Genomic DNA, 26,595 nt, shown 5'->3' with positions numbered 1-26,595 from the left:
GACGAGGATGAGACCATGGAGCGATTCGGACATTCTGGAGACGCGCGCCAACCGGTCGTGCTGACCATTCCGGGCCTCAACAACAGCGGTCCGGGCCATTGGCAGACGCTTTGGGAAGAGACGCGCGGTGATTGCGAGCGCGTCGATCTGGGCAGTTGGGCCAGCCCCAGCCGCAACAGCTGGGTCAATCGGCTGGATGCGGCCATCCGCGAAGTCGACGGGCCGATCATTCTGGCCGCGCACAGTCTGGGCTGTCTGGCCGTCGCCTGGTGGGGCGCCTTGCAGAGCCAGGCCTATGGCTGGCCCGTGACGGGGGCGTTGCTGGTGGCACCGCCCGACTGCGACCGGATGGAAACGCCCGAGACGATCGGCGGCTTCGGTCCCACGCCCCGCGCGCAACTGCCCTTCCCCTCGATCGTCGTCGCCAGCCGCAACGATCCCTATATCTTTTTCGAGCGTGCTCACAGCATTGGCAAGAATTGGGGCAGCAGCTTCGTCGATGCGGGCTATTGCGGGCACATCAACGCCGATTCGGGCCTGGGCGAATGGCGTTTCGGCCAGGCCCTGCTGGAGAAACTGATCGACAATGCGCATGAGCAGGCCTCCGCCATGCGCCAGTTGCGACCCGCCATTCCGCTGGCGCATCAGGAGCGGCGGCTGGCCGTTTTGCGTGCCCACGGCTGAATTTCCCATGAGGGCGCGAAAGAGAAACTTGAGCGCCCTTTATATTTGCTTTTTTGTCTACTGATGCAGTTGAGATAAAGAGCGGCGAAGAGGTGTTTATGAGTGAAAACCGATCGATTGAATTTGCCCGCAACGGTCGCACCGACGGGCAGCGCCACGACATCGCCGTCAGCATCGAGAAGGTGCGCAGCGTGCTCGAGACACTTCGTTTCGGATCCGTCACTTTGACCGTGCATGACGCGCGGGTGGTGCAGATCGACGTAACGGAAAAGACGCGCCTGACCGCCTGATTCGTGACGCGGGGGCGTGAGACAGGGTTGCTAAGATAAGCCGCCGCCAAGGTGGCAGACAAAAGCGGCAAGGGGTGGGCCGCACCTACCATTCCCGCAGACCATCGGCTTTGACCGGACAGCCGGAACTGCCGCGATCAATTTTAACCGGACATCCGGAAGGGGAATCATAATGATTGCGCGTTTTCTGTTGCTCGCCGGGGTGGCGAGCGCATCCTTCATCGCGTCCAGCGCACAGGCGCAGGAAGCAGCCCAGGCCGCCGACGCCGACAACGCCGAACAGGCAAGTCCCCGCGGTGAAGTCATCATCGTCACCGCTCGCCGCCGCCAGGAAACGGCGCAGGAAGTGCCGCTGGCAATCTCCGTCATCAAGGGCGACAGCATCGAAGCCACCGGCAATTTCAACGTCATCAAGCTTCAGCAGCTGGCGCCGACGTTGCAGGTCTATACGACCAATCCGCGCAACACTTCGGTCAACATTCGCGGCCTTGGCGTGCCGTTCGGCCTGACCAGCGACGGTTTCGAACAGGGCGTCGGCATCTATGTCGACGACGTCTATAATTCGCGCGTCGCCGCCGCGACCTTCGACTTTCTCGACGTCGCGCAGGTCGAAGTGCTGCGCGGCCCGCAGGGCACGCTCTACGGCAAGAACACGACCGCCGGCGCGATCAACATCACGACCAACCAGCCGACCTTCGATTTTGAGGGCCGCGCGGAAGTGACCGCCGGCAATCTTGGCTACAAGCAGGGCAAGGCTGCTGTTTCAGGCCCGCTGTCCGACACGCTGGCCGCGCGCATCGCGGTTGCGACGACCAGCCGCCGCGGCACGATCTACAACGTCACCTCGAAGCGCTGGATCAACGAACAGGACAATCTGGGCATTCGCGGCCAGCTGCTGTTCAAGCCGACCGATAATTTCAGCCTGACCCTGTCGGGCGATTACAGCCGGCAGGACCCGGAATGCTGCGGCACCGTCTTCGTCCGCGTCGGCACGACGCAGCGCGCGCCCAACCGTCAATATGACGCGTTGGCCGCCGCGCAGGGCTATGTGGTGCCCAGCCGCAACCCTTATGACCGGCTGACCGATCTCGACACCGAATTGAACGCCCGCAACAAGATCGGCGGCGTGTCGGCAAAGGCGGTCTGGAATGTCGGGCCCGGCACGCTGACATCGGTCACCGCCTGGCGCTTCTGGGACTGGAACCCGTCGAACGACCGCGACTTCACCGGCCTGCCGATCATCTCCAAATCCCAGAACCCCTCGCAACAGGACCAGTATAGCCAGGAATTCCGCTATAATGTCGAAGGCCGGAAGGTCGACTTCGTGGTGGGCCTGTTCGGCTTCAAGCAGCGGATCGACACCCAGGGCACGGAACAGCAGGGCACGGCAGCGGCCAAGTGGAACCTGACCCCTTCGACCAATCCCACCAATGTCGCGAACAATCCCGCGACGCTGGCTGGCCTGACCGCCACCAACACGCAGTGGCTGAAGAGCGAGAGCGCAGCCCTGTTCGGCCAGCTGAGCTGGAAGGTCACGGATGCTCTGACCATCCAGCCGGGCGCGCGCCTCAACTATGACAAGAAATCGGGCTTCTACCAGCGCGTGGTGACCACCGGCTCAGGCGCGGTCATCACCAGCTGCGCCCCGACCGCGACGGCTGGCAACGCTGTGCTCACGGCGCAGTGCAGCATCTACCAGCCGCAGATCAGCGCGCCTTCCGACAGCGCCTGGAACTTCACCTACGACTTCAACGTCAATTACAAGATCGCGCGCGACATCCTCGCCTATGCGACCTATGCGAAGAGCTTCAAGACGCTGGGCATCAACCAGAACGGCTTGCCGCTCAACTCCGACAACACCGTCAACTACGCCGCAGGCACGGTGAAGCCGGAATCGGTCAACCATTTCGAGCTGGGCCTCAAGACGCAGTTCTGGAACCGCCGCGCCACCTTCAACCTCACCGCCTTCCGCACCGAGATCAAGGATTTCCAGGCGACGGTGAATGGCGGCCAGTTCGGCACGACGCGCGGCTATCTCGCCAATGCCGACAAGGTGCGGTCGCAGGGGATCGAGGCGGACTTCAAGGTCGTCGCCAGCGATCGTTTCACCGCCTATGCCAACGGCGCCTATACCGATGCCAAATATGTGAAGTTCTGCAACGCGCCGCCGCCGCCGGAACTGAGCGGCGGGTCGAGCACGGGGATTGTCGTATCTAAGACCGACAAGTGCGCCTATACCGGAACGATCGGCGCGGCAGCGACGGCCAACCAGGTCAGCCCACCCTTCGTGGACATTTCCGGCGAGAGCCTGCCCGGCGTGTCGAAATGGGCTTTCTCCTATGGCGCCGAATATAACATCCCGGTGACGCTCCTGGCAAAGGAAGGCCAGCTCTACTTCGGCGTTGACGGCAATTACCGCTCTCACTGGAACTCCAACGCCACGCCGTCCATCTACACGGATGTGAAGGGCTATGCTCTCACCAACTTCCGCGCGGGCTTCCGTGGCGACGGGTTCGATGTGTTCGGCTGGGTCCGCAACGCCTTTGACGTCAACTATATCGACAATCTTCAGGTGGCGCCCGGCAATACCGGCCTGATCGCCGGCACGCCCGGCGATCCGCGCACCTGGGGCGGAACGATCAAATACGCCTTCTGATCTTTTAGAAGAGGTTCACCCCCTGCGGGGAGCGACACGGCCCTGTCGCTCCCCGTTTTTTTTCTGATGCCGCCATCAACCAACTGGCATGGCGTCCGATTTGCGCCCGGCGCGCCGCTGGGGTAGAGCGCATCCCATGTCCACCACCTTCACGCTCGACACATCGACCAGCCGCGCCAATCCCACGCCCGCGCCGATGAAGCGCCTGACCGTGCCTGCCATCCAGCGCCGCAAGTTCGAAGGCAAGACGCAGGAACCGCTGGTGATGCTGACCGCCTATACGGCGCGGCAGGCGCAACTGCTCGATCCGCATTGCGACATGCTGCTGGTAGGCGATTCGCTGGGTCAGGTGATTTACGGCCTGCCCTCCACACTGGCGGTCACGCTCGACATGATGATCGCCCATGGCGCCGCCGTGGTGCGGGGCAGCTATCACAGCGTCGTGCTGGTCGACATGCCCTTCGGCAGCTATGAATCCTCCCCGCAACAGGCCTTTGCCAGCGCCAGCCGCATCATGGCCGAAACCGGCTGCGCGGCGGTCAAGCTGGAGGGGGGCGAGGCGATGGCCGAAACCATCGCGTTCCTCAGCAAGCGCGGCGTTCCGGTGATGGCGCATATCGGCCTCACCCCGCAGGCAGTGAACGCGCTGGGTGGCTATGGCGCGCGCGGCAAGAGCCAGGAGGAGCATGCCAAGATCATCTCCGACGCCCGTGCCGTGGCGCAGGCCGGCGCCTTCGCGATGGTGATCGAGGGGGTGATGGAGGATATCGCCGTAGCCGTCACCGACAGCGTCGACGTGCCGGTGATCGGCATCGGCGCCTCGGCCCATTGCGACGGACAGGTGCTGGTGGCGGAGGATATGCTCGGCATGTTCGAACGCGTTCCCCGCTTCGTGAAACGATATGAAAATATCGCCGACACCATCGGCAACGCCGCCGCCCGCTATGCCGCAGAGGTCCGAAACCGGACATTTCCGACCGAAGATCAGGTCTACCGGCCCAAAAAGTGATTTGCCTGAGCCAATAGCGCCGCTATTGATCGCGCCTTCTGCGCGCTTTTTATGATTTCCTGGAGACCGTCTTGGCCCTGACGCCCCAAAATAGCGAAGCCTTCATGCGCGAGGTCGACGAGGCCGTCCGTCAGGACCAGTTGCTGACCTTCTGGCAGCGCTTCGGCCGCTGGATCGTCATTCTGGTGATCCTGGGCCTGGTGGCGTTCGGCGCCTTCCTCTACTGGCAGCATTATACGAAAACCCGGTCGGAGGCCGTTTCGGAGCAAATGGACAAGGTGATCGCCACCGCCGTCGGCGGCGGCACGCCGGATGCCAAGGATCTGGACAAGCTGACGAACGCCAGCCAGCCCGGCTTCCGTGCCTCTGCCCTGCTGGTGAAGGCTGGCGCCGCCGCGCGAAAGGGCGACAACAAGGCCGCCATCGCCGCCTATCAGGCCATGGCCAATGACAGCGCGCTCGACCAGCCCTATCGCGACCTGGCGCTGATCCGCCAGACCACGCTGGAATTTGAAAGCCTGCAGCCGCAGCAGGTGGTCGACCGGCTGAAGCCTCTGGCGGTCGAGGGCGCGCCCTGGTTCGGCAGCGCCGGGGAACTGGTCGCCATCGCCTATATGAAGATGCGCAAGCCCGATCTGGCCGGGCCATTGTTCGCTGCCATGGCCAAGGATCGCAATGTGCCCCAGTCGATCCGTTCACGCGCGCGACAGATGGCAGGTTTATTGGGTGTCGATGCGGTGGAATCGCCCGCCGAGGCGGTCAAGGGATGATGGGGCGCTTGAGGATGCACAGCATGACGAATTTTGCGGGCGCGCGTCGCGCCCTGACCGTTGCGATGATGGTCGGCCTGCTCGCAGGCTGCGGCGTGGTCGGCGGCAAGAAGGGCGGACCCAAGACCCCGGTGGTGGGCAAGCGCACCTCGATCCTGACCAATGAACAGGGCGTCGAGGTCGATCCCTCGCTGGCGGACGTGCCCGTCAGCCTGCCCGAACCCTATGTCAACGACCAATGGTCGCAGCCCGGCGGCAGCCCTGCCAAGACCATGGGCAATCTGGCGCTGGGCGCGTCCCCCTCGCAGGCCTGGACCGCGTCCATCGCGGGCAGCACGCCGCAAGCCCGCCTCGCTTCCGCTCCGGTGGTGGTGGGCGGCAAGCTCTACGTCATCGACGCCGATGCCCGCGTGATCGCCTTCGACGCCAACAGCGGCGCCAGGCTCTGGCAAACCGACCTCCCCTCCGAAGGCAGCGGCCGCGCCCGGTTCGGCGGCGGCGTCAGCGTCATCGACGGCAAGCTTTATGCCAGCACCGGCGTCGGCGACGTCGCGGCGCTGGACGCCAATACGGGCGCCATCCTGTGGAAGAAGCGTCCCGGTGGACCGCTGCGCGGGGCGCCGACGCTTGCCAATGGCCATGTCTATGTCATGGGCCAGGACAATCAGATCTTCGCCCTCAACCAGAGTGACGGCGAAGTGCAATGGACCGACAGCGGCACGTTGCAGGTCACGGGCATTTTCGGCGTCGCCGCGCCCGCCGCCGCGCAGGGCACGGTGATCGCGGGCTACAGTTCGGGAGAGCTGACCGCCTATCGCTACGAAAATGGCCGGACGCTCTGGGGTGACGCCCTCTCGCGCACCAGCATTTCGACGGCGGTGGCTTCGCTGACCGATATCGACGCCGACCCGGTGATCGATCGCGGCCGGGTGTTCGCCATCGGTCAGGGCGGTCGCATGGCGTCCTATGAACTGGTGAGTGGCCAGCGCCTCTGGGAAATCAACATCGCCGGCATTTCCACGCCTTCGGTCGTGGGCGAATGGGTGTTCGCCGTCACCAGCGACGCCAAGCTGCTCTGTGTCGCCCGCGCCACCGGCAAGATCCGGTGGATCAGCCAGCTCCGCCGCTGGGAGAAGGAAAAGAAGAAGGACAAGGCGATCCGCTGGACCGGCCCGGTGCTGGCGGGCGGCCGCCTGATCCTGGTGTCGACCCATGGCGACCTCAACTATGTCGATCCCACGACCGGCAAGATTCAGACCGAGATCAGGCTGAAGAAGTCCATGTCGCTTTCGCCGGTCGTCGCCAACAACACGCTCTATATTCTTGCCGATGACGGCAGGCTGACGGCGTTTCGCTAACGCCATCAATGATGGTAAGTAACCGTGCTCCTGCGAAGGCGGGAGTCCAGTCCATGCTGCGGAACTGGGCTCCAGCCTTCGCAGGAGCACTCATATTTTAAAGGAATCGGGCCTCATCATGCTGCCCACAGTTGCCATTGTCGGGCGGCCCAATGTGGGCAAGTCCACCCTCTTCAACCGGCTCGTCGGCAAGAAGCTGGCGCTGGTCGACGACCAGCCTGGCGTCACCCGCGACCGGCGTGAGGGGCAGGCCAATCTGCTCGGCGTCGATTTCACCATCATCGACACGGCCGGTTACGAGGATGAAGATCCGCAGACCCTGCCCGGCCGGATGCGGCTCCAGACGCAGGCGGCGGTGGAAACCGCCGACGTCGCGCTGTTCCTGATCGACGCCCGCGCCGGGATCACCCCGCTGGACGAGGAAATCGCCCGCTGGCTGCGGGAGGGCGATGCCCCGGTCGTGCTGGTCGCCAACAAGGCGGAAGGCAGGCAGGGCGAGGACGGCGTGATGGAGGCGTTCAGCCTGGGCCTGGGCGAGCCGGTGCCGCTCTCCGCCGAGCATGGCCAGGGCATGGCCGACCTGTTCCAGGCCCTCCTTCCCTATATCGACCGGGAAGAAGAGGAAGAGGAGGCGGAACCCGAAGAAGCCGACCTCGAAGCCGCGCCGCTCAAGCTCGCCATTGTCGGCCGGCCCAATGCGGGCAAATCGACCCTCATCAACCGGCTGCTGGGCGAAAACCGCCTGCTGACCGGCCCGGAAGCGGGCATCACCCGCGACAGCATCGCCGTCGACTGGAAATGGACCGCGCCCGACGGGCAGGAGCGTCCGGTCCGCCTGATCGACACGGCGGGCATGCGCAAGCGCGCTAAGGTACAGGACAAGCTGGAAAAGCTGGCCGTGTCGGACGGTCTCAACGCGGTCAATTTCGCTGAAGTCGTGGTGCTGCTGCTCGATTCCACCCGCGGCCTTGAAGCACAGGATCTGCGTATCGCCGACAAGGTGCTGGAGGAAGGCCGCGCCCTTGTCATCGCGCTCAACAAATGGGACACGGTGGAGAATGGCTCGGCGCTCTATCAGGGCATCAAGCAGGCGCTGTCCGACGGCCTTGCCCAGATACGCGGCGTGCCGATCATGACCGTCTCCGCCGCCACCGGCAAGGGGCTGGACGACCTGATCCGCGTCGCCTTCGAAACCCGCACTGCCTGGTCGCAGCGCGTCTCGACCGGCATCCTCAACCGTTGGTTCGAACGCGCGCTGGAGGCCAATCCGCCCCCCGCGCCGGGCGGCAAGCGGATCAAGCTGCGCTACATCACCCAGAACAAGACCCGCCCGCCGACCTTCGTGCTGTTCGGCACGCGGCTGGACGAACTGCCGGAAAGCTATCGCCGCTATCTGGTGAACGGCATCCGCAAGGAACTCGGTTTCGGCGCGGTTCCCGTGCGGCTGACGCTGCGCAGCGCCAAAAACCCCTATGCCAGCAAGTGACACCGCGCATATCGACGCGCGGGGGATGAAATGCCCCTGGCCGGCGCTGCGGGTGGCCCGGGCCATGCGGACGGCGGATGCGGTCACCATCGAGGCGGACGACCCGATCGCTCCCGGCGAGCTGGAGGCGCTTGCCCGGCAGCAGGGTTGGCGCTTCACCTGCGACGGGCTGCATTTTTTCGCCTTTTCCCGGCCTGCCTGACCTTCTGCAATCGTTTCCCGACCGATATGGCTTAACCGGGCGTTTACGCGCAACGCTTATTCTCCCCCGGCAAGGCAGGGAGTGTCGCGTGTCATATCAAGAGGCCGATCTGGTCAACTGGACCGAGTTTGCCAAATCCCGATCCGAATTGGGCACCGCTTTCCTGCGGATTCTCGGCTATTTCCGGGAAGACGGCGAAAAGGCCATCGGCGCGATCGAGGAGGCCATTCGCGCGCATAGCGCCACCGCGCTCGTCACCCCGGCGCATACGCTGAAGGGTGAATCCGCCCAGTTCGGGGCCTATCGTCTGAGCGCCTTGGCCGAAAAGATCGAAATGGTCGCACGCCGCTGCGTGGAGACGCGCGAAGCTCCCGATGAACTGATCGAGGATGTGGTGGCGCTGCGACCCTGTTTCACCGAGACGATGGCGCTGCTCGACCGCGACGCCAATCCTCTGGTCGCCCGGCGGCCCACCGGCTTCGGCCGCCGCGTCGACAGCCCCGCCCAGGGATTTGGCCGCGCGGTCTGATGTCGCCGATTAGGTATTGAAACAAAACGGGTCAGTGCCCCATATCCGGGCCATGACTCGTTTTTCCGTTCTGGACCTCGTCCCCGTCACCGAAGGCAGCACGCCGCGCGAAGCGCTGGCCCGCGCCGCCGCCTTTGCCGCCCATGCCGAAGCGCTGGGCTTTCACCGCTATTGGGTGGCGGAACATCATGGCATGCCGGGCATCGCATCGGCCGCGACTTCGGTGGTGCTGGCCCATATCGGCCAGGCGACCAGCCATATCCGCATCGGCGCGGGCGGCATCATGCTGCCCAATCATGCGCCACTGCTGATCGCGGAACAGTTCGGAACGCTCGCCGCGCTGTTTCCCGGCCGGATCGACCTCGGCCTTGGCCGTGCGCCCGGCTCCGACCAGCGAGTGGCCCACGCCATGCGCCGCACCCTGACCGGCGGCCCGGACGAATTCCCGCGCGACGTGATGGAATTGCAGGCCTATTTCGCGGGCGACGCGCGGCTCGGCTTTCAGGCGACGCCAGCCGCCGGAGAGGAGGTGCCGCTGTGGATCCTGGGGTCGAGCCTCTATGGCGCGCAGCTCGCCGCCGCACTGGGCCTGCCCTATGCCTTCGCGTCGCATTTCGCGCCGGGCGTGCTGGATGAGGCAATCGCCATCTATCGCCGCGATTTCCGCCCCTCGGCGCAGCTCAAATATCCCTATGTCATGGCGGGTTACAATATATTCGCCGCCGATACGGCAGAGGATGCGCAACTGATCGCCACCTCCATGCAGCAGGCCTTCGTCAACCTGCGCACCGGCCGCCCCGGCAGGCTTCAGCCGCCCGTGCCCGGCTATTATGAGAGCCTGCCGCAGCAGGCGCGCGCGATGCTGGCCGACGTTCTGAGTGCCTCCACCATCGGCACCCAGGCCGATATGGAGCGTGACCTTTCCACCTTCATTCGCCGGACCCAGGTCGATGAAATCATATTGGGCGGCCAGATCTACGACTTCGAGGCACGCAAGCGCAGCCTGGAAATCGCCATGGCGGCGGCCACGGCCCTGTCAGGCGATGCTGAGGCGTCAGGCAGCCATGAGGCGGCCACCGCTCAATAGCTTGGCCAGCCGCGGAGACGCCCGGCTGAGCAGCGATCCCAGCACCACCACCACCACCAGCACGAGCAGCGGCTGCACCAGCAGATAGGCCGGGTAGAAGGGCGATCCCAGCTTGCCGAACCATGCGCCGAGCACCGGGCCGCCCAGCCAGATCAGGATCAGGTGGGAACAGAAGAGGAAGAAGGCAAAGGGCTCGATGCGCAGCAGCATTCCCCGTGCGACGCTAGCGGCCAGGCTCCAGGCAAGCCGCCAGAAGAACAGCGCCGCCGCAACCCGCACCGCCAGATCCAGCACCGCTGAACCGATGCCGGGCGTGATGGCGCCGGGGTGCAGCGAGACGAATAGCTGCGCGCTCATCAGCAGAGCGAAGGGCGCCGCCGCGGCCGTCCAGGGCAACGCCGCCAAGCGATCCGCCAGCCCCCCGCGCCGGGCGATGATGCCGATGACGAAGAAGAACAGGATCGACGCGCGCATCAACACCGGCGGTCCCCAGCCCATGATCTGGCACAAGGCGGCAGCCGCCGCGATCGCCGCCAGCATCCACCCCGGCAGCCGAACGAACAGGGGGGCTGCGATCATGCACAGGAACAGGTCGCGCAGGAACGGCATCTGGACGTTGATGTCCGGGTTCCGGCTGACGATGAACAGCTCCTGGACCATCCAGTCAGTCGAAGAGGGTATGGGAGCGGACAGTCCCAGCATCCACGCTGCCCCCGACACGAACAGGATCGCGATGCCGTTCCACAGGATCATCGGCAACAGGATGGTCCGCGCCTTCCGCCCGACATGACGGATCCAGTCCTGCGTCCGCGAGGAACCGGCCACCAGCCATCCTGAAATCAGGCCCAGCAGCGGCACCGCACTGCGCCCGAAAATCTCCATCAGCGCCCAGCGCAGGCTGTCCTGCGGCGTTCCCCGCAAGCTTTCCAGATCATGGCCGTTGAGACCGGTCCAGGCGTGGACGTAAACCACGCCCATGATGCAGATGACGCGCGCGATGGAGATCGCATCGGATCGGCGCGCCGCGTCGGTCGTCAACGTCACAGCCAAGCGATTTTCCCGATTTTCGGCAAATGTTTCAACGGCGAAGCCCGACACTCTGTTCCTCTGAACCAGATAAGGCGCGCCCATCGCATCGCCGATTTCCGGCAGGAGATAAGCATAATCTTTACCAGTCACCGGCTAAATCGGTCCGGCGTGCCGGAATCCAGTCCGGTCGAGGGGGAACAAAGGCTTATGACCCATATGCACGGCGCAGACCATTTCGCCAGCGCCCAGCCGCATGTCTTTTCCGCGCCCGGCGATGCGATGGGCATGGTTTTCCAGATCGCAGGCTCCAGTTCGCAAATCATTGTCGATACCGACCGCATTGCCGGGCTCGCCCATAATGCCGACCCCTGCATCGCCATGGCGGGCCAGGTCGGCAGCCAGGTGAAGATGCGCGTGGGCAATGTATGGCTGATCGCCAGCGTCCGGACGATGGCGATGGACCGGCAGGATAGCGCCAGCATCATCGCCGACATCGACTTTCTGGGTGAAGGCGATGAGGAAAAGCTGACCGGCCGCATCTATCGCTTCCGCCGGGGCGTCACCCGTTATCCGACGCCCGGAACGCAGGTCTATCCGGTATCCAGCGAGGACATGCGGCAAATCTATGCGGCGGACGACCGCCCCCATGTGCAGATCGGTACCGTCTATCCGACAGCGGACACCCGTGCCGCGCTCTATGTCGATTCCATGCTCGGCAAGCATTTCGCGCTGCTGGGATCGACCGGCACCGGCAAGTCGACCAGCGCCGCCCTGATCCTCCACCGCATCTGCGACCTCTCGCCGGAGGGGCATATCGTGATGATCGATCCGCATGGCGAATATGGCGCGGCCTTTCAGCAGAATGGTGCGGTATACGACATCAACAATCTCGCCCTGCCCTACTGGCTGATGAATTTCGAGGAACATTGCGAGGTGTTCGTCACCTCCGAAGGTTCGGAACGGACGGTCGATTGCGACATCCTCGCCAAATGCCTGCTCGCGGCGCGCTCAAGAAATCGTCTTGCCGAGAGCATCGGGCGGCTGACGGTGGATTCGCCGGTTCCCTACCTGCTCTCGGACCTCACCAACATCCTGCAGAACGAGATGGGGAAGCTGGACAAGGGGACGGGATCGCTGCCCTATATGCGGCTGAAGACCAAGATCGATGAGATCAAGACCGACCCGCGCTACAGCTTCATGTTTTCAGGCATGCTCGTCGCGGATTCGATGCAGGAATTCATCGCCAAGATCTTCCGCCTGCCCGCGGGCGGCAAACCGATCTCGATCATCGACGTGTCGGCCATGCCTTCCGACATCACCTCAGTCGTCGTATCGGTGCTCTCGCGCCTCGTATTCGACTATGCCATCTGGGCGCGCGACGAGCCGCAGCGGCCGATCCTGCTGGTCTGCGAGGAAGCGCATCGCTACATTCCCTCCACCACCACCGGCGGCGGTCAGGCAGTGCGCCGCATCCTGGAGCGCATCGCCAAGGAAGGACGCAAATATGGCGTTTCGCTGGGCCTCATCACCCAGCGCCCGTCGGACCTGGCCGAAGGCGTGCTGTCGCAATGCGGCACGATCATCTCGATGCGCCTCAACAACGACAGGGACCAGGCCTTCGTGAAGGCGGCCATGCCCGAAGGTGCGCGTGGTTTCCTGGATTCCATCCCCGCGCTGCGCAACCGGGAAGCGATCATCTGCGGCGAAGGCGTCGCCGTGCCGATCCGCGTCGCGCTGGACAATCTGGAGGAGGAACGGCGTCCGGCTTCGGGCGATCCCAGCTTCACCGAATTGTGGCGCCAGTCCGGCGGCGAAGCGGAAATTCTCGACCGCACCATCACCCGCTGGCGCAGCCAGGGGCGTTAGATCGACCTCAGCCCGCCGGGACGATCCGACCGGCGGGCTCGCTCTCCGCCTGGATGCTTTCGCGGCATTCTTCCTCATTGACGGGGACCAGCAGCTTCGCCTTGCGCCAGCCGCCTTTCCAGTAGACCAGCGCGGCCAGCAGGAAGGACGTCGCCGATCCGACCGGAAAGCTGAGCCAAAGGGCATCCGCGCCCAGATGCGGATAGCCCAGATGATAGAAGCCGAGCCGCACCGCGAAGAGGGTGAAGATCAGGATCAGCAGGGGCTTCACCACCACCCCGTTGGCCCGCATCACGCCGAACAGGATCATGGTGCATCCGAACAGCACGAAGCTCCAGCTAACCAGCAACTGCATGTGCCACGCAGCGGCGACGGCCGCCTTGTTCGTCCCCAGGAACAGCGACAGCAGCGGCGCGTGGAACAGCAGGATCACGGCCACCATCGATCCGGTGATCAACAGCAGATAACCCATGCCATAGCCGGTGATCCGGCTGATCCGGTCCCAGCGCCCTGCCCCTACATTCTGCGCCGCCATGGCGCTGACCGCCGCGCCCATCGCCATGGCGGGCATCTGCAAATAGGTCCAGATCTGCTGCGCGGCGCCATAGGCTGCGGTGACGAGTATGCCCTCGCGGTTGACCAGCCCGATCATCACCAGCCCGGACGCGGACATGACGATCATCTGCAGGCCCATCGGCAGCCCCTTGCCGAACAACACGCGCATCTGCGCCAGCGCCGGGCGCAGATAGGCCATTTCCTTGCCCCGCAGCCGCAGCGGCAGATCCCTGGCATAGGTATAAAGGATGATGCCGACCAGGCTGATAAAGCCCGCCGCCGCCGTCGCCGCCGCCGACCCGCCAATCCCCATCGCCGGTATCGGCCCCAGCCCCAGGATCAGCACCGGGTTCAGCACCAGATCGACGCCGACGCTGACGAACATGAAGATCAGCGGCGTGCGCGCATCCCCTGTGCCGCGCAGGCCCATCATCATCATGACGCTGAGGAGCGAGGCGGGCATGGCGATGAAGATCACCCGCAAATAGGTGAGCGCCATGGCAAAGGCTTCGGCCGGGGTCGCCAGCAGCCGCAACAAGACAGGCGCGCCGATCCATCCCGCCGTCGCCACCACCACGCCCAGCATGGTGCAGAAACCCACCGCCGATCCGAAGGCGCGTCGCGCCGCGTCCAGATCGCCGCGCCCGACTGCCTGCGCGATCATCACCGTCGACGCCATGCCGAAGCCGAAGACGACGGAGAACATCAGGAACATGATGATGTTCGCGTTCGCCGTCGCTGCCAGCGCCTGCGCGCCCAGGAAACGACCGACCCAGATGGCGTTGATGGACCCGTTCAGCGACTGGAGGATATTGGACGCCAGCGTCGGAATCGCGAAAAGCAGCAGGGTCGAGGCGATCGGCCCCTGCGTCAGATCTTTCGCCCTGCCCTTCCCGGCCTCCATCCTCGTCCCCTTGCAGACTCCAGGCCGGCCGGTCAGGCCAGCCGTTCCAGCGCCGCCTTCAACCGTTCCGCTTCGGCAGCCTTTTCGGCATGATCCTCGCGCGCCTTGGCAACGGCTTCGGGCTTGGCCTTCTCGACGAAGCTGGGATTGGACAGACGGCCGCCCAGCGAATCCCTTTCCTTCTCCGCTGCGGCCAGCGCCTTGGCAAGCCGCGCCCTTTCCGCGGCGATGTCGATCACGCCTTCTAATTGAAGAGCGAAAACAACATCATCGGCAACAACTTGTAAGGTATTCCCTTTGCCAAGTTGATCTATGGGCAAATCGCTTAAATTGATCCGGGCCAGCTTTGCGATCAATGGCCAATTTCTTTTCACCATCTGATCACGCGCATCATTTACGGGAAGTATCCAAGCCTCCATTCTCGCGCCCGGAGGCACATTCACCAACGTCCGGGCGGCCCGAACTTCGCTAATAGCCTTGATGAGCCACGCCATCTCCGCCTGCGCCTCGCCGTCCACGGCATGGAGCGCCTGCGGCCATTGCGCGACGATCAGCTCGGTTTCGCGGCTGCCGGTCAGGTTCCACAGCTCTTCGGTGATGAAGGGCATGAAGGGGTGCAGCATCACCAGTATCTGGTCGAACGCCCAGCCCGCGACGGCGCGGGTCTCCTGGTCCATCTGGCCCTTGGTCAGTTCGATATACCAGTCGCAAAACTGGTCCCAGACGAAGTGATAGATGGCGTTCGCCGCCGCGTCGAAGCGCAGTTCGGCCATGGCCATGTCGATCGCCTGAACGGTGGCGACCGTTTCGGCGATGATCCAGCGGTTGACGGGCGCTTCCGCATGGGGCGCCTCATGGGCAGTCGAAGCGGTGACACCGTTGGATTGCAGGAAGCGCGCCGCATTCCACAGCTTGGTCGCGAAGTTGCGATAGCCCTCGACCCGCCTCTCGTCCATCTTCACGTCGCGGCCCTGGCTTTCCATGGCCGCCATGAAGAAACGCAACGCATCCGCGCCGAACTTGTCGATCAGGCCCAGCGGATCGACGACATTGCCCTTGGACTTGGACATTTTCTGCCCGTCCGCCGCCCGCACCAGCCCGTGGAGATAGAGCTTGCGCCATGGCACCTTTTGTTGCGGGTCGCTTCGCTCCGGACCCATGAACTCCATCCCCATCATCGCCATGCGCGCATCCCAGAAGAACAGGATGTCGAAGCCGGAGATCAGCAGGTCATTGGGATAGTGACGCGAAAGCGTCTCGGTCTGTTCCGGCCAGCCCAGCGTGCCGAAGGGCCAGAGCGCCGAGGAGAACCAGGTGTCGAGGACATCGGGATCGCGCGTCAGCTTCTTGTTGCCGGCCAGCGCCTGCGCCTCTTCCTCGCTCTCTGCGACATAGGGGTTGCCGTCCTCGTCATACCAGGCAGGGATCTGATGCCCCCACCAGAGCTGGCGCGACACGCACCAGGGTTGAATATTCTCCATCCAGTTGAAGAAGGTCTTTTCCCATGTCCTGGGCACGATCTCGATCCGCCCGTCGCGCACCGCCTGCATCGGCGCGACCGCCAGCTTCTCGGCATCGACATACCATTGGTCGGTCAGCCAAGGTTCGATCACCACGCCGGAGCGGTCGCCAAAGGGCGTCTGGATGGTGCGCGGCTCGAAATCCGCCTCGACTTCCTCACCCTCCTTGTTCTTCGACACATAAGGGACCAGCAGGCCCAGCGCCTTCATCTCCGCGACGACCAGTTCGCGCGCGCCGTCCCGGCCGTCGTGCCGGAAACGATGCAGGCCCAGAAACCGCTCCGGGATCAGCCCGTCGGCGGTCTGGACCACATTGGCGTCGGCGTCGAACATGTTGAGCATCTCGGCCGCCCGGAAGCCCGCCCGCTTGCCCACCTCGAAATCGTTGAAGTCATGGCCCGGCGTGATCTTGACCGCGCCCGAACCCAGTTCCGGGTCGGCATGTTCGTCCGCCACGACCTTGAACCGGCGCCCGGTGATCGGCTGGAGGATATCCTTGCCGATGACATCCTTGTAGCGCGGGTCTTCCGGATGGACCGCAACCGCCATGTCCGCCAGCATCGTCTCCGGCCGCGTGGTCGCCACGACGATATGGTCGGCGCCATTGGCCAGCGTCACGCCATCGGCCAGCGGATAGCGGAAATGCCAGAAGCCACCCTTCACTTCCTGCGTCTCGACCTCCAGGTCCGAAATCGCCGAGCGGAAACGGGGGTCCCAGTTCACCAGCCGCTTGTCGCGATAGAGCAGGCCGCGCTTGTGCAGTTCGACGAACACCTTGATGACGGCCTTCGAAAAGCCTTCGTCCATGGTGAAGCGCTCATGGGCCCAGTCCATCGAGCAGCCCAGCCGCCGCAACTGGCGCGTGATCGCGCCGCCGCTCTCGGCCTTCCATTCCCAGACCTTCTCGATGAACTGGTCCCGAGTGTAGTTGGTGCGCTTGTCCTGCCGCGCCTCCATCTGCCGCTCGACCACCATCTGGGTCGCGATGCCCGCATGGTCGGTGCCCACCACCCACAGCGCATCCTTGCCGCGCAACCGCTCGTAGCGGATCACGATGTCCTGCAATGTATTGTCCAGCGCATGGCCGATATGCAGGCTGCCCGTCACATTCGGCGGCGGGTTCACGATGGTAAAGGGTTCCGCGTCCGGGCGTTCGGGACGGAACAGGCCTTTTTCCTCCCAATGGGCGTACCAGCGGGACTCGATTTCGGCGGGGTCGAAGGTCTTGGGCAATTCGGTCATGGGAAGGCGCCTTAATCTGCCTTCCCATCCCGTTCCAGCGCTTTTACTGCTTCGTCCACCTGTCGAGCCAGCCCAGCACCTCATCATACCATTGCAGCGAATTGCGCGGCTTCAGCACCCAGTGATTCTCGTCCGGAAAGACCAGCAGCTTCGATGGGACGCCCCGGCGCTGGAGCGCGGTGAACGCCGCCAGCCCCTGCGTATAGGGAATGCGGAAATCCTTTTCGCTGGTCACGACCAGCATCGGCGTTTTCCAGTTCGTCACATGGTTCACCGGATTCCATTTTTCATATTCTTCCGGCTTCTCATAATAGGTGCCGCCATGCTCCCATTCGTCGAACCATAGCTCTTCCGTCTCATAAGCCATGGCGCGCGCGTCGAACACGCCGTCATGCTGGACGATGCACCGGAAGCCGTCCGGCCAGTTGCCCGCGATCCAGTTCATCATATAGCCGCCATAGCTGGCGCCCAGCGCGCAGGCATTGCCTGCATCGACCTGCGCATCCTTCGCCGCGGCCGCCGCCAGACCCAGCTTCAGATCCTCCAGCGGCTTGCCGCCCCAATCCTTGTTGATGCTGTCGGTAAAGGCCTGGCCATAGCCCGTCGAGCCGTGGAAATCGACGATCACCGCCGCATAGCCATGGCTGGCAAAAGCCTTGGGATTCCAGCGATAGGACCAGCTGTCATTGAAGCTGCCCTGCGGCCCGCCATGGACAAGGAATGCCACCGGCAGCTTGCCCGTTGCACCGGCTTGGGAGGATTTCAGGGGCTTCACGATCTGCCCCCAGACGGTGTCGCCATTGGCGCCCTTGAAGCTGTAGCGTTGCACCGACACGTCATCGATTCCGGCCAGCTTCTCCGCATTGACGCTGGTGAGCCGCACGGGCTTGCCCTTTGCTGGCATCTTCCAGAAATCCGCGGGCGACTGGATGCTGTCGAGCGCATAGACGAAACCGCCCTGGGGCAGCGGCACGACGCTGCCGACATGTCCCGCCTGCGTCAGCCGCACGACCTTGCCCGAAGCCATGTCTACGCGGAACACCGGATGGTCCAGCACATCGTCGGCGGTGACGAGGATGCCCTTGCCGTCCGCCTCCCAGCCGATCGACGCCACCGACCGGTCCCAGCCTTCGGTTAGCGCCCTGACCTCACCGGTCGCGATGTTCCGCAGCATCAGCACCAGCCGGTCGCTCTCATAGCCGGGCCGCTTCATCGCCGCATAGGCCAGCCATTTCCCATCCGGCGACACGGCGGGCATGGTGTCGGTCGCCTGATTGGCCTGCGTCAGATTGACCGGCGCCGCGCTGCCGTCCGCCGCAACGCTGAAAATATCGAGGTTGGTCGAAAGCGATTCGATCCGTCCCGCCTCGCGCAGCGCAAAGAACAATGTCTTGCCGTCAGCGCTCCAGCCTATCTCCTCGGCGCCGCCAAAGGGCTTGGACGGGCTGTCCCCGACCAGCGCGCCCATGACGGAGATCGCCTTGCCACCGCCGCTGAGCGGCATCACGAAAATCTGCGAGCGCTGCCCATCGGCCCACATGTCCCAATGACGCACGAACAGCTGCTCATAGGTGCGGCCCGTCCCGGCACCGGGGGGCGGGGCGGCCTTCGCATCGTCCAGCGTTTTCGCCCCCACCGGCCGGTCGGCCCACAACGCTACCCTGTCGCCGGCCGGGCTGAGCAGAAAGCCCGAAATCCCGCCCGGCGCGCTCGTCACCTGCTCGGCCTTGCCGCCCGCCAGCGCCACGCGCCAGAGCTGATCGTCACCGCTCTGGTTGGAGAGATAATAAAGCGACTTTCCGTCCGCGGAAAAAACCGGCGCGCTTTCATTCTTGTCCGCCACCGACGCGATCATGCGCGGCGCAGAGGCCGCCTTGCGCAGGTCCAGCAGATAAAGGTCGGTCCGCCCCCTGTTCCCGGCCAGGTCGGTCGTGCGCAATTGATAGGCGAGCCATTGGCCATCAGGCGAGACCGACGGCGCCGATACCCGGTTCAGGCCGACCATGTCGCTGGGCGTGAATGGCCGGGCAGCGGCAGGGGTGAGCGACAGCATCTGGGCCAGCGCCAGCGCGCCCACGACGCCATGCAGAAGATATTTCATGAAAAACACCCTTGGATCGGATCGCGCAACGCCTTTCAGGAGCCGCACGACAGCTATGACAAAGGTGTAGGCGGCGTTACCAGGACCGGCAAGGATCAACCACGCTCGCGAAATAAAGAAACAACCGCCTAGCAATCCACATTCAAAAAGGCGGGAGGCCGACGCCAGCAGCGCAAGCGTTGGCCCGCGAGGGACGAATCACCTTCCGCCCGCGGTTCAGCGGCCCGTGATGCGGGCGATTTCCTTGGCGACCATATCCTCGACCATGGCCGGCAGCCGCGCGTCGAGCCATTCCTTCAGCATCGGCTTCAGCATCGACCGGACCAGCCCGTCCAGCGTATTGTCCTCACCCTCCTTGGGCGTCACCAGCATGGAGGACAAAGCGGACAGGGAATGGCGGGCGGCCACTTCGCTTTCGACCGACAGGATGGTGGCATCCTCCTGCTCAACCGCAGCGCGCGGCGCACGGGACGTTCGGTGGGCAGGCATCGGCTCCTCCACGGCAACCTCGTCGGTCAGTTCCAGCACTTCGTCGATTTCAGGCTCGATCTCCGTCGGGGCCACCGGCTCGACCGCCGCCCGCGCAGCCGGCGGCGCCTTGGCCTCGGCCCGCACCCGGCGCGGCAAGGTCTGCACGACCTCCTCGCCCTCTTCCGCGATGATCCGCTTGATGGACGAGAGGATATCCTCCATCGAGGGTTCCTTGCTCATGTCGCCCATGGTTAACCCCTGTTCCTGTCGCCACAACACTATAGCAGAAGCCAGGAACGCCCTGCGAGGTTAAAATAGCGTTAAGGCTGTGCCAATGCGGGGTCCACATTGGCGTTTTGCGCGGGCGAGTCAACGGTGCGCGTCGACTGGACCTTGGGTGCCGGGTCGAAACCCCAGTCGAACCATTTGCCCTTCACCCGGTCGTAATTCACCATCGGGTCGTACAGCGCGCCCGCCTCCAGATTGAGGTCGTCCGCCTCGGCATGGCCCATGGCGGCCAGCAGGCTGAACCCCGCAACATAGGCGTTGCGCCGCGCTGTCACCAACTGGACCTTGGCGTTCACCGCCTCCTGTTCGGCATTCAATATGTCGAGGATGGTGCGGCTGCCGACCGAATTTTCCGCCCTCACCCCTTCCAGCGAAAGGTTCGCGGCATCGACCGCCTTCTGGTTCGACTGGATGCTTTCCAGCGACGCCTGCCAGCTCGCATAAGCGGACCGCGTCTGGGCGATAACCCCGCGTTCCACCTCGATTTCCTGCTCCATCGCCTGCGATTCGAGCGCCTGGCGCTGGCGCACCTGCGCGCCCGGACGGCCGCCCTGATAGAAGGGCAGGGTCAGTTGAAGGCCCGCCGCGGCCTGCTTGTTGATCTGTGGCCCCTCGACGATATTGCCTTGCGCATCCTGCGCCGCGGAGTTGAGCGAGTGCAGATAATTGGTGTAGCCCGCCTGCGTGAACGCGTTCAACGTAGGCAGCGCGCCGGCCTTCGCGACCTTCACGTCATAACCCGCCGCTTCCCTTGCCTTGGCGGCAGCCTGAATATCGGGATTGTCCTTCAACGCGACCTGAACGGCCATGTCGGGCGAAGCGGGGAGTCCGGGCAACGCAGGGGGCGGTTGCAGATCGTCGGGCGCCTCTCCGACCAGCGAAATATAATTTTCGCGGCTGGTGATGAGGTTCGCTTCAGCCGTCTGGAGGCTCGAGCGCGCCAGCGCCAGTCGCGACTCGGACTGGGCAACGTCGGTCCGCGTGACATCGCCGACCTCGAACCGGTCGCTCGTCGCCTGGAGATTGACCTCCAGCGCCTTCACATTGGCCTGGTTGAGCGCCACCACCGAACTGTCGCGGATCACATCCATATAGGCCGCGACCACGCGCGAAAACACGGTGGCCTCCGTCCCGCGCAGATCAGCCTGTCCGGCCGAGACGCGGGTCTTGGCGGCCTTGACGCCGTTGCGCACGGCGCCGCCTGCATAGATCGGGACCCGCAACTGCGCATTCGCATCCAAGGTCCGCTGCGGCGATGTGAAGCTGATGGTGGGCCTCTGCAGGCTTTCGCTATAGGTGCCGGTCACGTCCAGGCCGGGCCGCCCGCTGGCCTTCTGGATCGGCACGCTCTCATCCGTCGCCCGTTGCCCCGCGCGCGCACCCGTCAGCGTCGGGTTGGACCGATAGGCCTTGGCCAGTGCGCCCTGCAACGTCTCCGCCTGCGCCGCCCCGGTCATGGCGGAGGAGATGAGCAGCAGAACCGATACGGCACGGCGCCGAAGAACTTGATGCCTTGCTGTCATGACCCCCCAATGCGCCCTTTCAGAACGTGAATTTCTCCGGCCCGGCAAAGCCCGGAAGCACAACCATCTCCAGATCGGCGAGGCTCGCAAGGCCCAGAGAGCCGGCTACCAAGCGGCCGCCGCACAGGCGTGTGACGCCACGCTCGACGATTCCGGTCACGACCCGGGCGCCCTCGGCAAGCTGCTGAACGAGCGCGGCGGGCACTTCCTCCACAGCGCCGTCGATGAACAGCACATCATAGGGAGCACCCTCGGGAGCACCGCCGTTGAGCGGGCCGCGCACCACCGTCACGCCCGCGACGGCGATCTCCGGCCCGCCTTCTTCCTCGACCGCCGTCACCCGCGCGCCCAGATTGGCAAGCAAGGCCGCGCTGTAGCCGGTGGCGGCGCCGATCAGCAGAACCTTGTCGCCGTCGGCAATCTGCGCTTCCTTGAGCAGACGGCCGACGATCAGCGGCGGATTGAGCGAACGCCCCCCAGCCAGCGGGATGGGTCGATCGATATAGCTCATCGCGCGCCGCTCGGCCGGCACGAAATCCTCGCGCGCGACATGCGCCATCGCCGCGATCACGCGCTGATCGTCCACATCGCTGGTGCGAAGCTGGCTTTCAACCATGGCGGTCCGCATCGATGAAAAATTCTGCTCGGTCACGACAATTCCTCGATTGGGATAGCTTCTATGGGAACTGTATTAGGAAAGCAATACAGCAAAAGGCATATGCGGACCTCTAAATCAGCGGACAGGCCACGCCAAGCGGCTTTGCGTGCGCCGTCGCCAGAATCTTGCCCCTCATTATCACAGCCCGGCTTGACTTTGCACCAAAAGCCGCACATCTGCGGCGTCCCACGCCGAGGCCCGATGGCGGAGTGGTGACGCAGCGGACTGCAAATCCGTATACGCCGGTTCGATTCCGGCTCGGGCCTCCAGATTGCTGTCAGCCAACGCTCGCTGATAATTGAAAAAACCCCTCATTTCCGCTAGTTTACAGGTAATCGCTGGTTGGCAGCGACCGCCTCTATTTGCCTGCAACCGCAGACGTTGGGGGCCTACCTTGGGGGCCTCGCGAGGCCCCCACATTATCGAGGCCCCCAATGGCGCTGACCGATACGGCAATCCGAAACTCCAAGCCAAAAGCGAAGCCTTACAAGGTGACAGATTCTCAGGGGCTTTACCTACTGGTCAACCCAAAGGGCAGCAAGCTGTGGCGGCTCAAATACCGAATGAATGGCGTGGAGCGCAAACTGGCTCTGGGGTCCTACCCGGAAATCACTCTGGCCGAGGCGCGGGCAGCTCGTGATGCTGCCCGCAGACAGCTTGCTCATTCGATTGATCCGAACAGTGCCAAACGGCAAGCGCGGATCGAGGCAAGCATCCGCGCCAGCAACAGCTTTGGCAGCGTGGCCGAAGAACTGATCGAGAAGAAAACGCGGGAGGGGCTGGCGGAGCCGACGCTGGAAAAGATGCGCTGGTTCGTGAAGCTGCTTGGCACCGATTTCGGCAAGCGTCCCATAACGGACATCACGCCGCAGGAACTGCTGCATGAACTGAGGAAACATGAACGGCGGGGCCGACTGGAAACGGCCAATCTCTTACGATCCTTCGCCAGTCGCGTGTTTCGCTATGCGGTAGCAACGGCGCGGGCGGAGCGTGACCCGGCTCAACTGCTGATAGGCGCGCTGACCACAGCGAAGGTCAAGCACTTCCCGGCGATCACCGACCCCGCGACGTTCGGCGCATTGCTCCGGGCAATAGAAGATTATCAGGGCGATCCCGCCGTCATGTATGCCCTGAAACTCACGCCACATGTGTTCCAGCGCCCCGGTGAAATCCGACAGTTGGAATGGAAGGAGGTCAACTTCGACAAAGCTGTCTGGATCATTCCTGAAGAGAAGATGAAGATGCGCCAGCCCCATTCGGTGCCTCTGTCTAGGCAAGGGTTGGCGATCCTTTCGGAGATGCGTTCTCTATCCGGCTCTGGGCGCTACGCCTTTCCGTCGATACGGACGCGAGCGAGGCCAATCAGCGATAACACGATCAACGCGGCATTGCGACGCATGGGTTATTCGAAGGACCAGATGACCGCGCACGGCTTCCGCACGTCCGCGTCCTCGCTCCTGAACGAATCGGGCAAATGGAATCCCGACGCCATCGAGCGGGCACTGGCACATATGGTCGCGGGCAGCGTGCGACGCATTTACAACCAGTCCGCCTATTGGGGCGAACGTGTTGAAATGGCGCAGTGGTGGAGTGACTATCTGGACCAACTGCGTGATAGCGGCAATGCACCAGTCCACCGATAAGGGATAGATGACGGATCGCAATGACGATGATCGTTCACTCCGGAGAATCACCTTGCGCATCCTGAATAAAAATGAAGATCTGGTGCGCGATGGAAATCGACAGTGTCATCCAAGCGGTTGAAGATCACATAGGGCGACAATCATCAGTCTATACTTGGTTCGTTCCGGTTAGCAGCGATACAGCCCGTACATATCTTCGGCCATGATCGGTCCAGCAGACGATGGCGAGCCGCATTCCGCTTCTTCTAAAATGGCCTAATTATTCTCCTACAAGCAAACATATTCTTCATATCGTAAGCGCTCCACCGCCGTGCCGCGTAACCGACGAAGCTGCTGCTGCCCCGTCTGAGGAACCAATCAAAACCTCCCCGGCAAACAGCATCAAATCTGGGCCGGACTCCATTTCTGCACTCCAATCCACACCGCTTCGATTCCTTGTTTTGCTATCGTAGGATACGGTGAAGCGGCCGTTGAGGGCGGAGATGATGCCGGCACTGCCACTGAATCGTACGTATCGCGCAATAATTGCGGCATGAGCATAATGTCTATGCATCGATTCTTATGGAATTTACGATAAATGCTTGTACATCCTTCACCAATTCCGTAATATTTATTTATCTCAGCCGGGAGACTGACCCCCCTGCCCGCGTGCTGAGAGCCTAGACGCATGCGCCTAGGCACCCATGCCGTACCAGCCGCTTTCAGCGGCCCCCCGCACACTCAGTACGGCGTGCACCCCCTTATGGGGCACTTCTCCAGGCGACCGTGCAAGCGCTCTGGAGCATCCCGGAGCGTTTCGGAGGCTGCTTCGAAGGCTCCGGGATAAAACCGCTTTGATTTCTACTCGTGATACGATCCTCTACCCGGATTTTATCTAGAAGTTTTATAATATTATTTGTAAATCTCATGGTATATATTATATAATTATTATGACATTTATTTTAGGTATTCTATATAGTTATATTATATTTGGACACTTTCAATTTTTATAGTATAAGATTTAGTATACTAATAATAATACACCAATTAATTAGCGATAAAATTATAGATATAATAAATAAAATGGAGTAATATTGCGATTTTATATTATACAATACATAAAAAATACAAACTGTTATACATCTCTTTTGCGACAAAATATTGGAGGGGGTAAAGAGGAAGGCCCACTGTATCAATCAGGAATGGTATGAATATGGGCTCTAAAATTTTACAGAAAAGGCAGAATCTTGATATAAAATATCCTATTAATATTTCTTCGAGACTAATCAATATTACCAAAAGAAATATTATACCGTCAGGACACGGATTAAGTTATTACGGCCATAATTCTCATTTTTCTCATTGTCCGATCATTCTACGGGACTGGCCTTATGAACCGGACAATTATGACGATCATTTTACTGAATATCTGGTGGTCAGGGACCCTTCAGTTAGTACGCAGCTCGGCTCATTACGATTGCTAAGAACGGACCGCCCCCATGTACTTGGCTCGATCTTTCCCGACTTGTGCAAAAATGAGGTCCCCAGGGGATTTTCGATCCGAGAGATCAATCAAATTCATCTATCTCCCAAGATATTAGGAAAGAGGCGGCGAATCGTGGCCAATCAATTGGCTAGCGCTTTGGTCCAGTACGGGCTTCTAATGGGGATCGAAAGCTTCACCATGGTCATCGAAGCCATATGGTCGGACTTCGTGCAAACTATGGGATGGGACTGCGAGCCGCTGGGACCAATCCAAAAGATAGGTGAAATCCAACTGGGAGCATTTCGAATAGATGTCGACAGCAGAGCCGTTAAAGCATTGCGCGCGTCCAACTGCTATGTCGAATGCGACATGTGGATCATGGAACCCAATGTTGGCTACATACCCCTTCAATGAGAAGATCCAGCGCGAAACCAGTCTCTTCGCTCGCCTCCCAAGCGCCTTAGTGCCCGATCCAAAAGTTGTTGAGCAATACCAGCAAGTTGTGATTCACGACTCTCTGCGAGGAGATGGAGTGAATGGTGGCATGGACTGGTATTGCCCGGCGGGAGCATAGCCGGGATGGATTGCGATATCCAAGCGATATGACGGATCGGGAATAGCTTTTGGCAGCGCCGTTCCTTCCGCCCGCGAAGAGAGGCGGGCGGCGGCGTACGCTGATATGCGTGAGGTTCTCGATGCGATGCTCTACATTGCGGCGAGCGGGTGCGCGTGGCGCCTGCTGCCCAAATGCTTCCCGCCGGTGTCGACGGTGCGACGCTACTTCTACGCCTGGCGGGATGCCGGTCTGTTCGACGCAATCAACACGGTCCTGGCCATGAACTTGCGTGAGATCGAGGGGCGTGAGGCGTCGCCCAGTGCCGGGGTGATTGAGAGTCAGTCGGTCAAAACCACCGAAAGTGGCGGAATTTCAGGCTCTGACGCGGGCAAGAAGGTGAAAGGCAGGAAGCGCCATATTCTGACCGACACTTGCGGTTTCCTGATCTTCATCCTCGTTCATGCCGCCGACATTCAGGATCGAGACGGTGCCGTTGATGTGCTGGCCGCAATCCGCAAGCGGTTCCCGTGGACGCGGCATATCTTCGCTGGCGGTGGCTATGCCGGGGACAAGCTCAAGTCGGCCCTGGCCTCCATGGGACGTTGGACCATCGAAATCATAAAGCGGTCTGACAAAGCCACCGGCTTCGAGGTCTTGCCCTGCCGGTGGGTGTTCGAACGGACATTCGCTTGGCTCGGCAGGG

20 protein-coding genes, 1 tRNA gene and 1 pseudogene are annotated in these 26,595 nt (G+C 62.5%); 15 read left to right on the top strand and 7 right to left on the bottom strand.

Translation table 11 applies throughout. From position 1 onward, the window contains the following. Positions 1-15: 15 nt before the first annotated feature. The 10 genes from MJ601_RS07185 (at position 16) to MJ601_RS07140 (ending at position 10,071) form a co-directional block, all read left to right on the top strand. A complete protein-coding gene (locus tag MJ601_RS07185) occupies positions 16-684 on the top strand; it encodes an RBBP9/YdeN family alpha/beta hydrolase (protein WP_242124818.1) in 669 nt (222 codons plus the stop codon). Between the two features lie 98 nt (positions 685-782). Next, on the top strand, positions 783-974 hold the full coding sequence (locus tag MJ601_RS07180; RefSeq protein WP_242124817.1) for a YezD family protein: 192 nt from the start codon (positions 783-785) through the stop codon (positions 972-974). A 172-nt stretch (positions 975-1,146) separates the two neighbouring features. Then, positions 1,147-3,630: a TonB-dependent receptor gene (locus MJ601_RS07175; RefSeq protein WP_242124816.1), complete on the top strand. Its 2,484-nt coding sequence runs from the start codon at positions 1,147-1,149 to the stop codon at positions 3,628-3,630. A 136-nt stretch (positions 3,631-3,766) separates the two neighbouring features. Beyond that, entirely contained in the window at positions 3,767-4,639 is an 873-nt protein-coding gene (gene panB, locus MJ601_RS07170; protein ID WP_242124814.1) for a 3-methyl-2-oxobutanoate hydroxymethyltransferase, read from the top strand. 71 nt (positions 4,640-4,710) lie between these two features. Then, positions 4,711-5,409 (top strand): tetratricopeptide repeat protein, encoded by a 699-nt coding sequence (locus tag MJ601_RS07165; protein WP_242124813.1) that lies wholly within the window; start codon positions 4,711-4,713, stop codon positions 5,407-5,409. Positions 5,410-5,423: 14 nt separating this feature from the next. Beyond that, positions 5,424-6,767: an outer membrane protein assembly factor BamB family protein gene (locus tag MJ601_RS07160; protein ID WP_242124811.1), complete on the top strand. Its 1,344-nt coding sequence runs from the start codon at positions 5,424-5,426 to the stop codon at positions 6,765-6,767. 118 nt (positions 6,768-6,885) lie between these two features. Next, the gene (der, locus tag MJ601_RS07155) at positions 6,886-8,253 is read left to right on the top strand and encodes a ribosome biogenesis GTPase Der (RefSeq protein ID WP_242124809.1); all 1,368 of its coding nucleotides are present in this window, start codon (positions 6,886-6,888) and stop codon (positions 8,251-8,253) included. Then, complete coding sequence (locus tag MJ601_RS07150) at positions 8,240-8,455, top strand: sulfurtransferase TusA family protein (RefSeq protein ID WP_242124807.1); 216 nt, start codon at positions 8,240-8,242, stop codon at positions 8,453-8,455. Before der ends, MJ601_RS07150 begins: the two co-directional genes overlap by 14 nt. Positions 8,456-8,543: 88 nt before the next feature. Beyond that, the gene (locus MJ601_RS07145) at positions 8,544-8,984 is read left to right on the top strand and encodes an Hpt domain-containing protein (RefSeq protein ID WP_242124805.1); all 441 of its coding nucleotides are present in this window, start codon (positions 8,544-8,546) and stop codon (positions 8,982-8,984) included. Between the two features lie 52 nt (positions 8,985-9,036). Continuing rightward, positions 9,037-10,071, top strand: coding sequence for an LLM class flavin-dependent oxidoreductase (locus MJ601_RS07140; protein ID WP_242124803.1), 1,035 nt, complete (start codon positions 9,037-9,039; stop codon positions 10,069-10,071). On the opposite strand, the gene MJ601_RS07135 is transcribed toward MJ601_RS07140, so the two are convergent. Next, complete coding sequence (locus MJ601_RS07135) at positions 10,039-11,121, bottom strand: acyltransferase family protein (RefSeq protein WP_242124801.1); 1,083 nt, start codon at positions 11,119-11,121, stop codon at positions 10,039-10,041. The two genes, MJ601_RS07140 and MJ601_RS07135, sit on opposite strands and share 33 nt — an antisense overlap. Before the next feature lie 186 nt (positions 11,122-11,307). Between MJ601_RS07135 and MJ601_RS07130 the strand changes: the two genes are divergently transcribed. Beyond that, positions 11,308-12,966 (top strand): ATP-binding protein, encoded by a 1,659-nt coding sequence (locus tag MJ601_RS07130; RefSeq protein WP_242124799.1) that lies wholly within the window; start codon positions 11,308-11,310, stop codon positions 12,964-12,966. 7 nt (positions 12,967-12,973) lie between these two features. Here the strand turns inward: MJ601_RS07130 and MJ601_RS07125 are convergent, their stop codons facing one another. From MJ601_RS07125 to MJ601_RS07100, 6 genes are all read right to left on the bottom strand, one after another. Further along, positions 12,974-14,425: an MATE family efflux transporter gene (locus MJ601_RS07125; RefSeq protein ID WP_242124797.1), complete on the bottom strand. Its 1,452-nt coding sequence runs from the start codon at positions 14,423-14,425 to the stop codon at positions 12,974-12,976. Positions 14,426-14,457: 32 nt separating this feature from the next. Further along, on the bottom strand, positions 14,458-17,187 hold the full coding sequence (locus tag MJ601_RS07120; RefSeq protein ID WP_242124795.1) for a valine--tRNA ligase: 2,730 nt from the start codon (positions 17,185-17,187) through the stop codon (positions 14,458-14,460). A 43-nt stretch (positions 17,188-17,230) separates the two neighbouring features. Beyond that, positions 17,231-19,288, bottom strand: coding sequence for a S9 family peptidase (locus MJ601_RS07115; RefSeq protein WP_242124792.1), 2,058 nt, complete (start codon positions 19,286-19,288; stop codon positions 17,231-17,233). A 216-nt stretch (positions 19,289-19,504) separates the two neighbouring features. After that, a complete protein-coding gene (locus MJ601_RS07110) occupies positions 19,505-20,008 on the bottom strand; it encodes a DUF2497 domain-containing protein (protein ID WP_242124790.1) in 504 nt (167 codons plus the stop codon). Between the two features lie 71 nt (positions 20,009-20,079). Further along, positions 20,080-21,570, bottom strand: a complete 1,491-nt coding sequence (locus MJ601_RS07105) for a TolC family outer membrane protein (protein ID WP_242124788.1) — start codon at positions 21,568-21,570, stop codon at positions 20,080-20,082. A 19-nt stretch (positions 21,571-21,589) separates the two neighbouring features. Then, positions 21,590-22,222, bottom strand: coding sequence for a protein-L-isoaspartate O-methyltransferase family protein (locus MJ601_RS07100; RefSeq protein ID WP_242124786.1), 633 nt, complete (start codon positions 22,220-22,222; stop codon positions 21,590-21,592). Positions 22,223-22,423: 201 nt separating this feature from the next. On the opposite strand from MJ601_RS07100, the gene MJ601_RS07095 reads away from it, so the two are divergent. The 4 genes and pseudogenes from MJ601_RS07095 to MJ601_RS07080 form a co-directional block, all read left to right on the top strand. Then, positions 22,424-22,497, top strand: a tRNA-Cys gene (locus MJ601_RS07095). A 165-nt stretch (positions 22,498-22,662) separates the two neighbouring features. After that, entirely contained in the window at positions 22,663-23,871 is a 1,209-nt protein-coding gene (locus MJ601_RS07090; protein ID WP_242124785.1) for a tyrosine-type recombinase/integrase, read from the top strand. A gap of 1,186 nt (positions 23,872-25,057) precedes the next feature. Continuing rightward, on the top strand, positions 25,058-25,750 hold the full coding sequence (locus MJ601_RS07085; RefSeq protein WP_348635563.1) for an acyl-homoserine-lactone synthase: 693 nt from the start codon (positions 25,058-25,060) through the stop codon (positions 25,748-25,750). A 122-nt stretch (positions 25,751-25,872) separates the two neighbouring features. Next, positions 25,873-26,595: pseudogene (locus tag MJ601_RS07080) on the top strand (IS5 family transposase); the annotation flags it as partial.

The sequence above is a fragment of the Sphingobium trunci genome, assembly GCF_022664535.1.
Classification (GTDB): Bacteria; Pseudomonadota; Alphaproteobacteria; order Sphingomonadales; family Sphingomonadaceae; genus Sphingobium.
The sequence above is the reverse complement of the archived record's forward strand: the minus strand, read 5'-3'. Positions and strand labels throughout refer to the sequence as shown.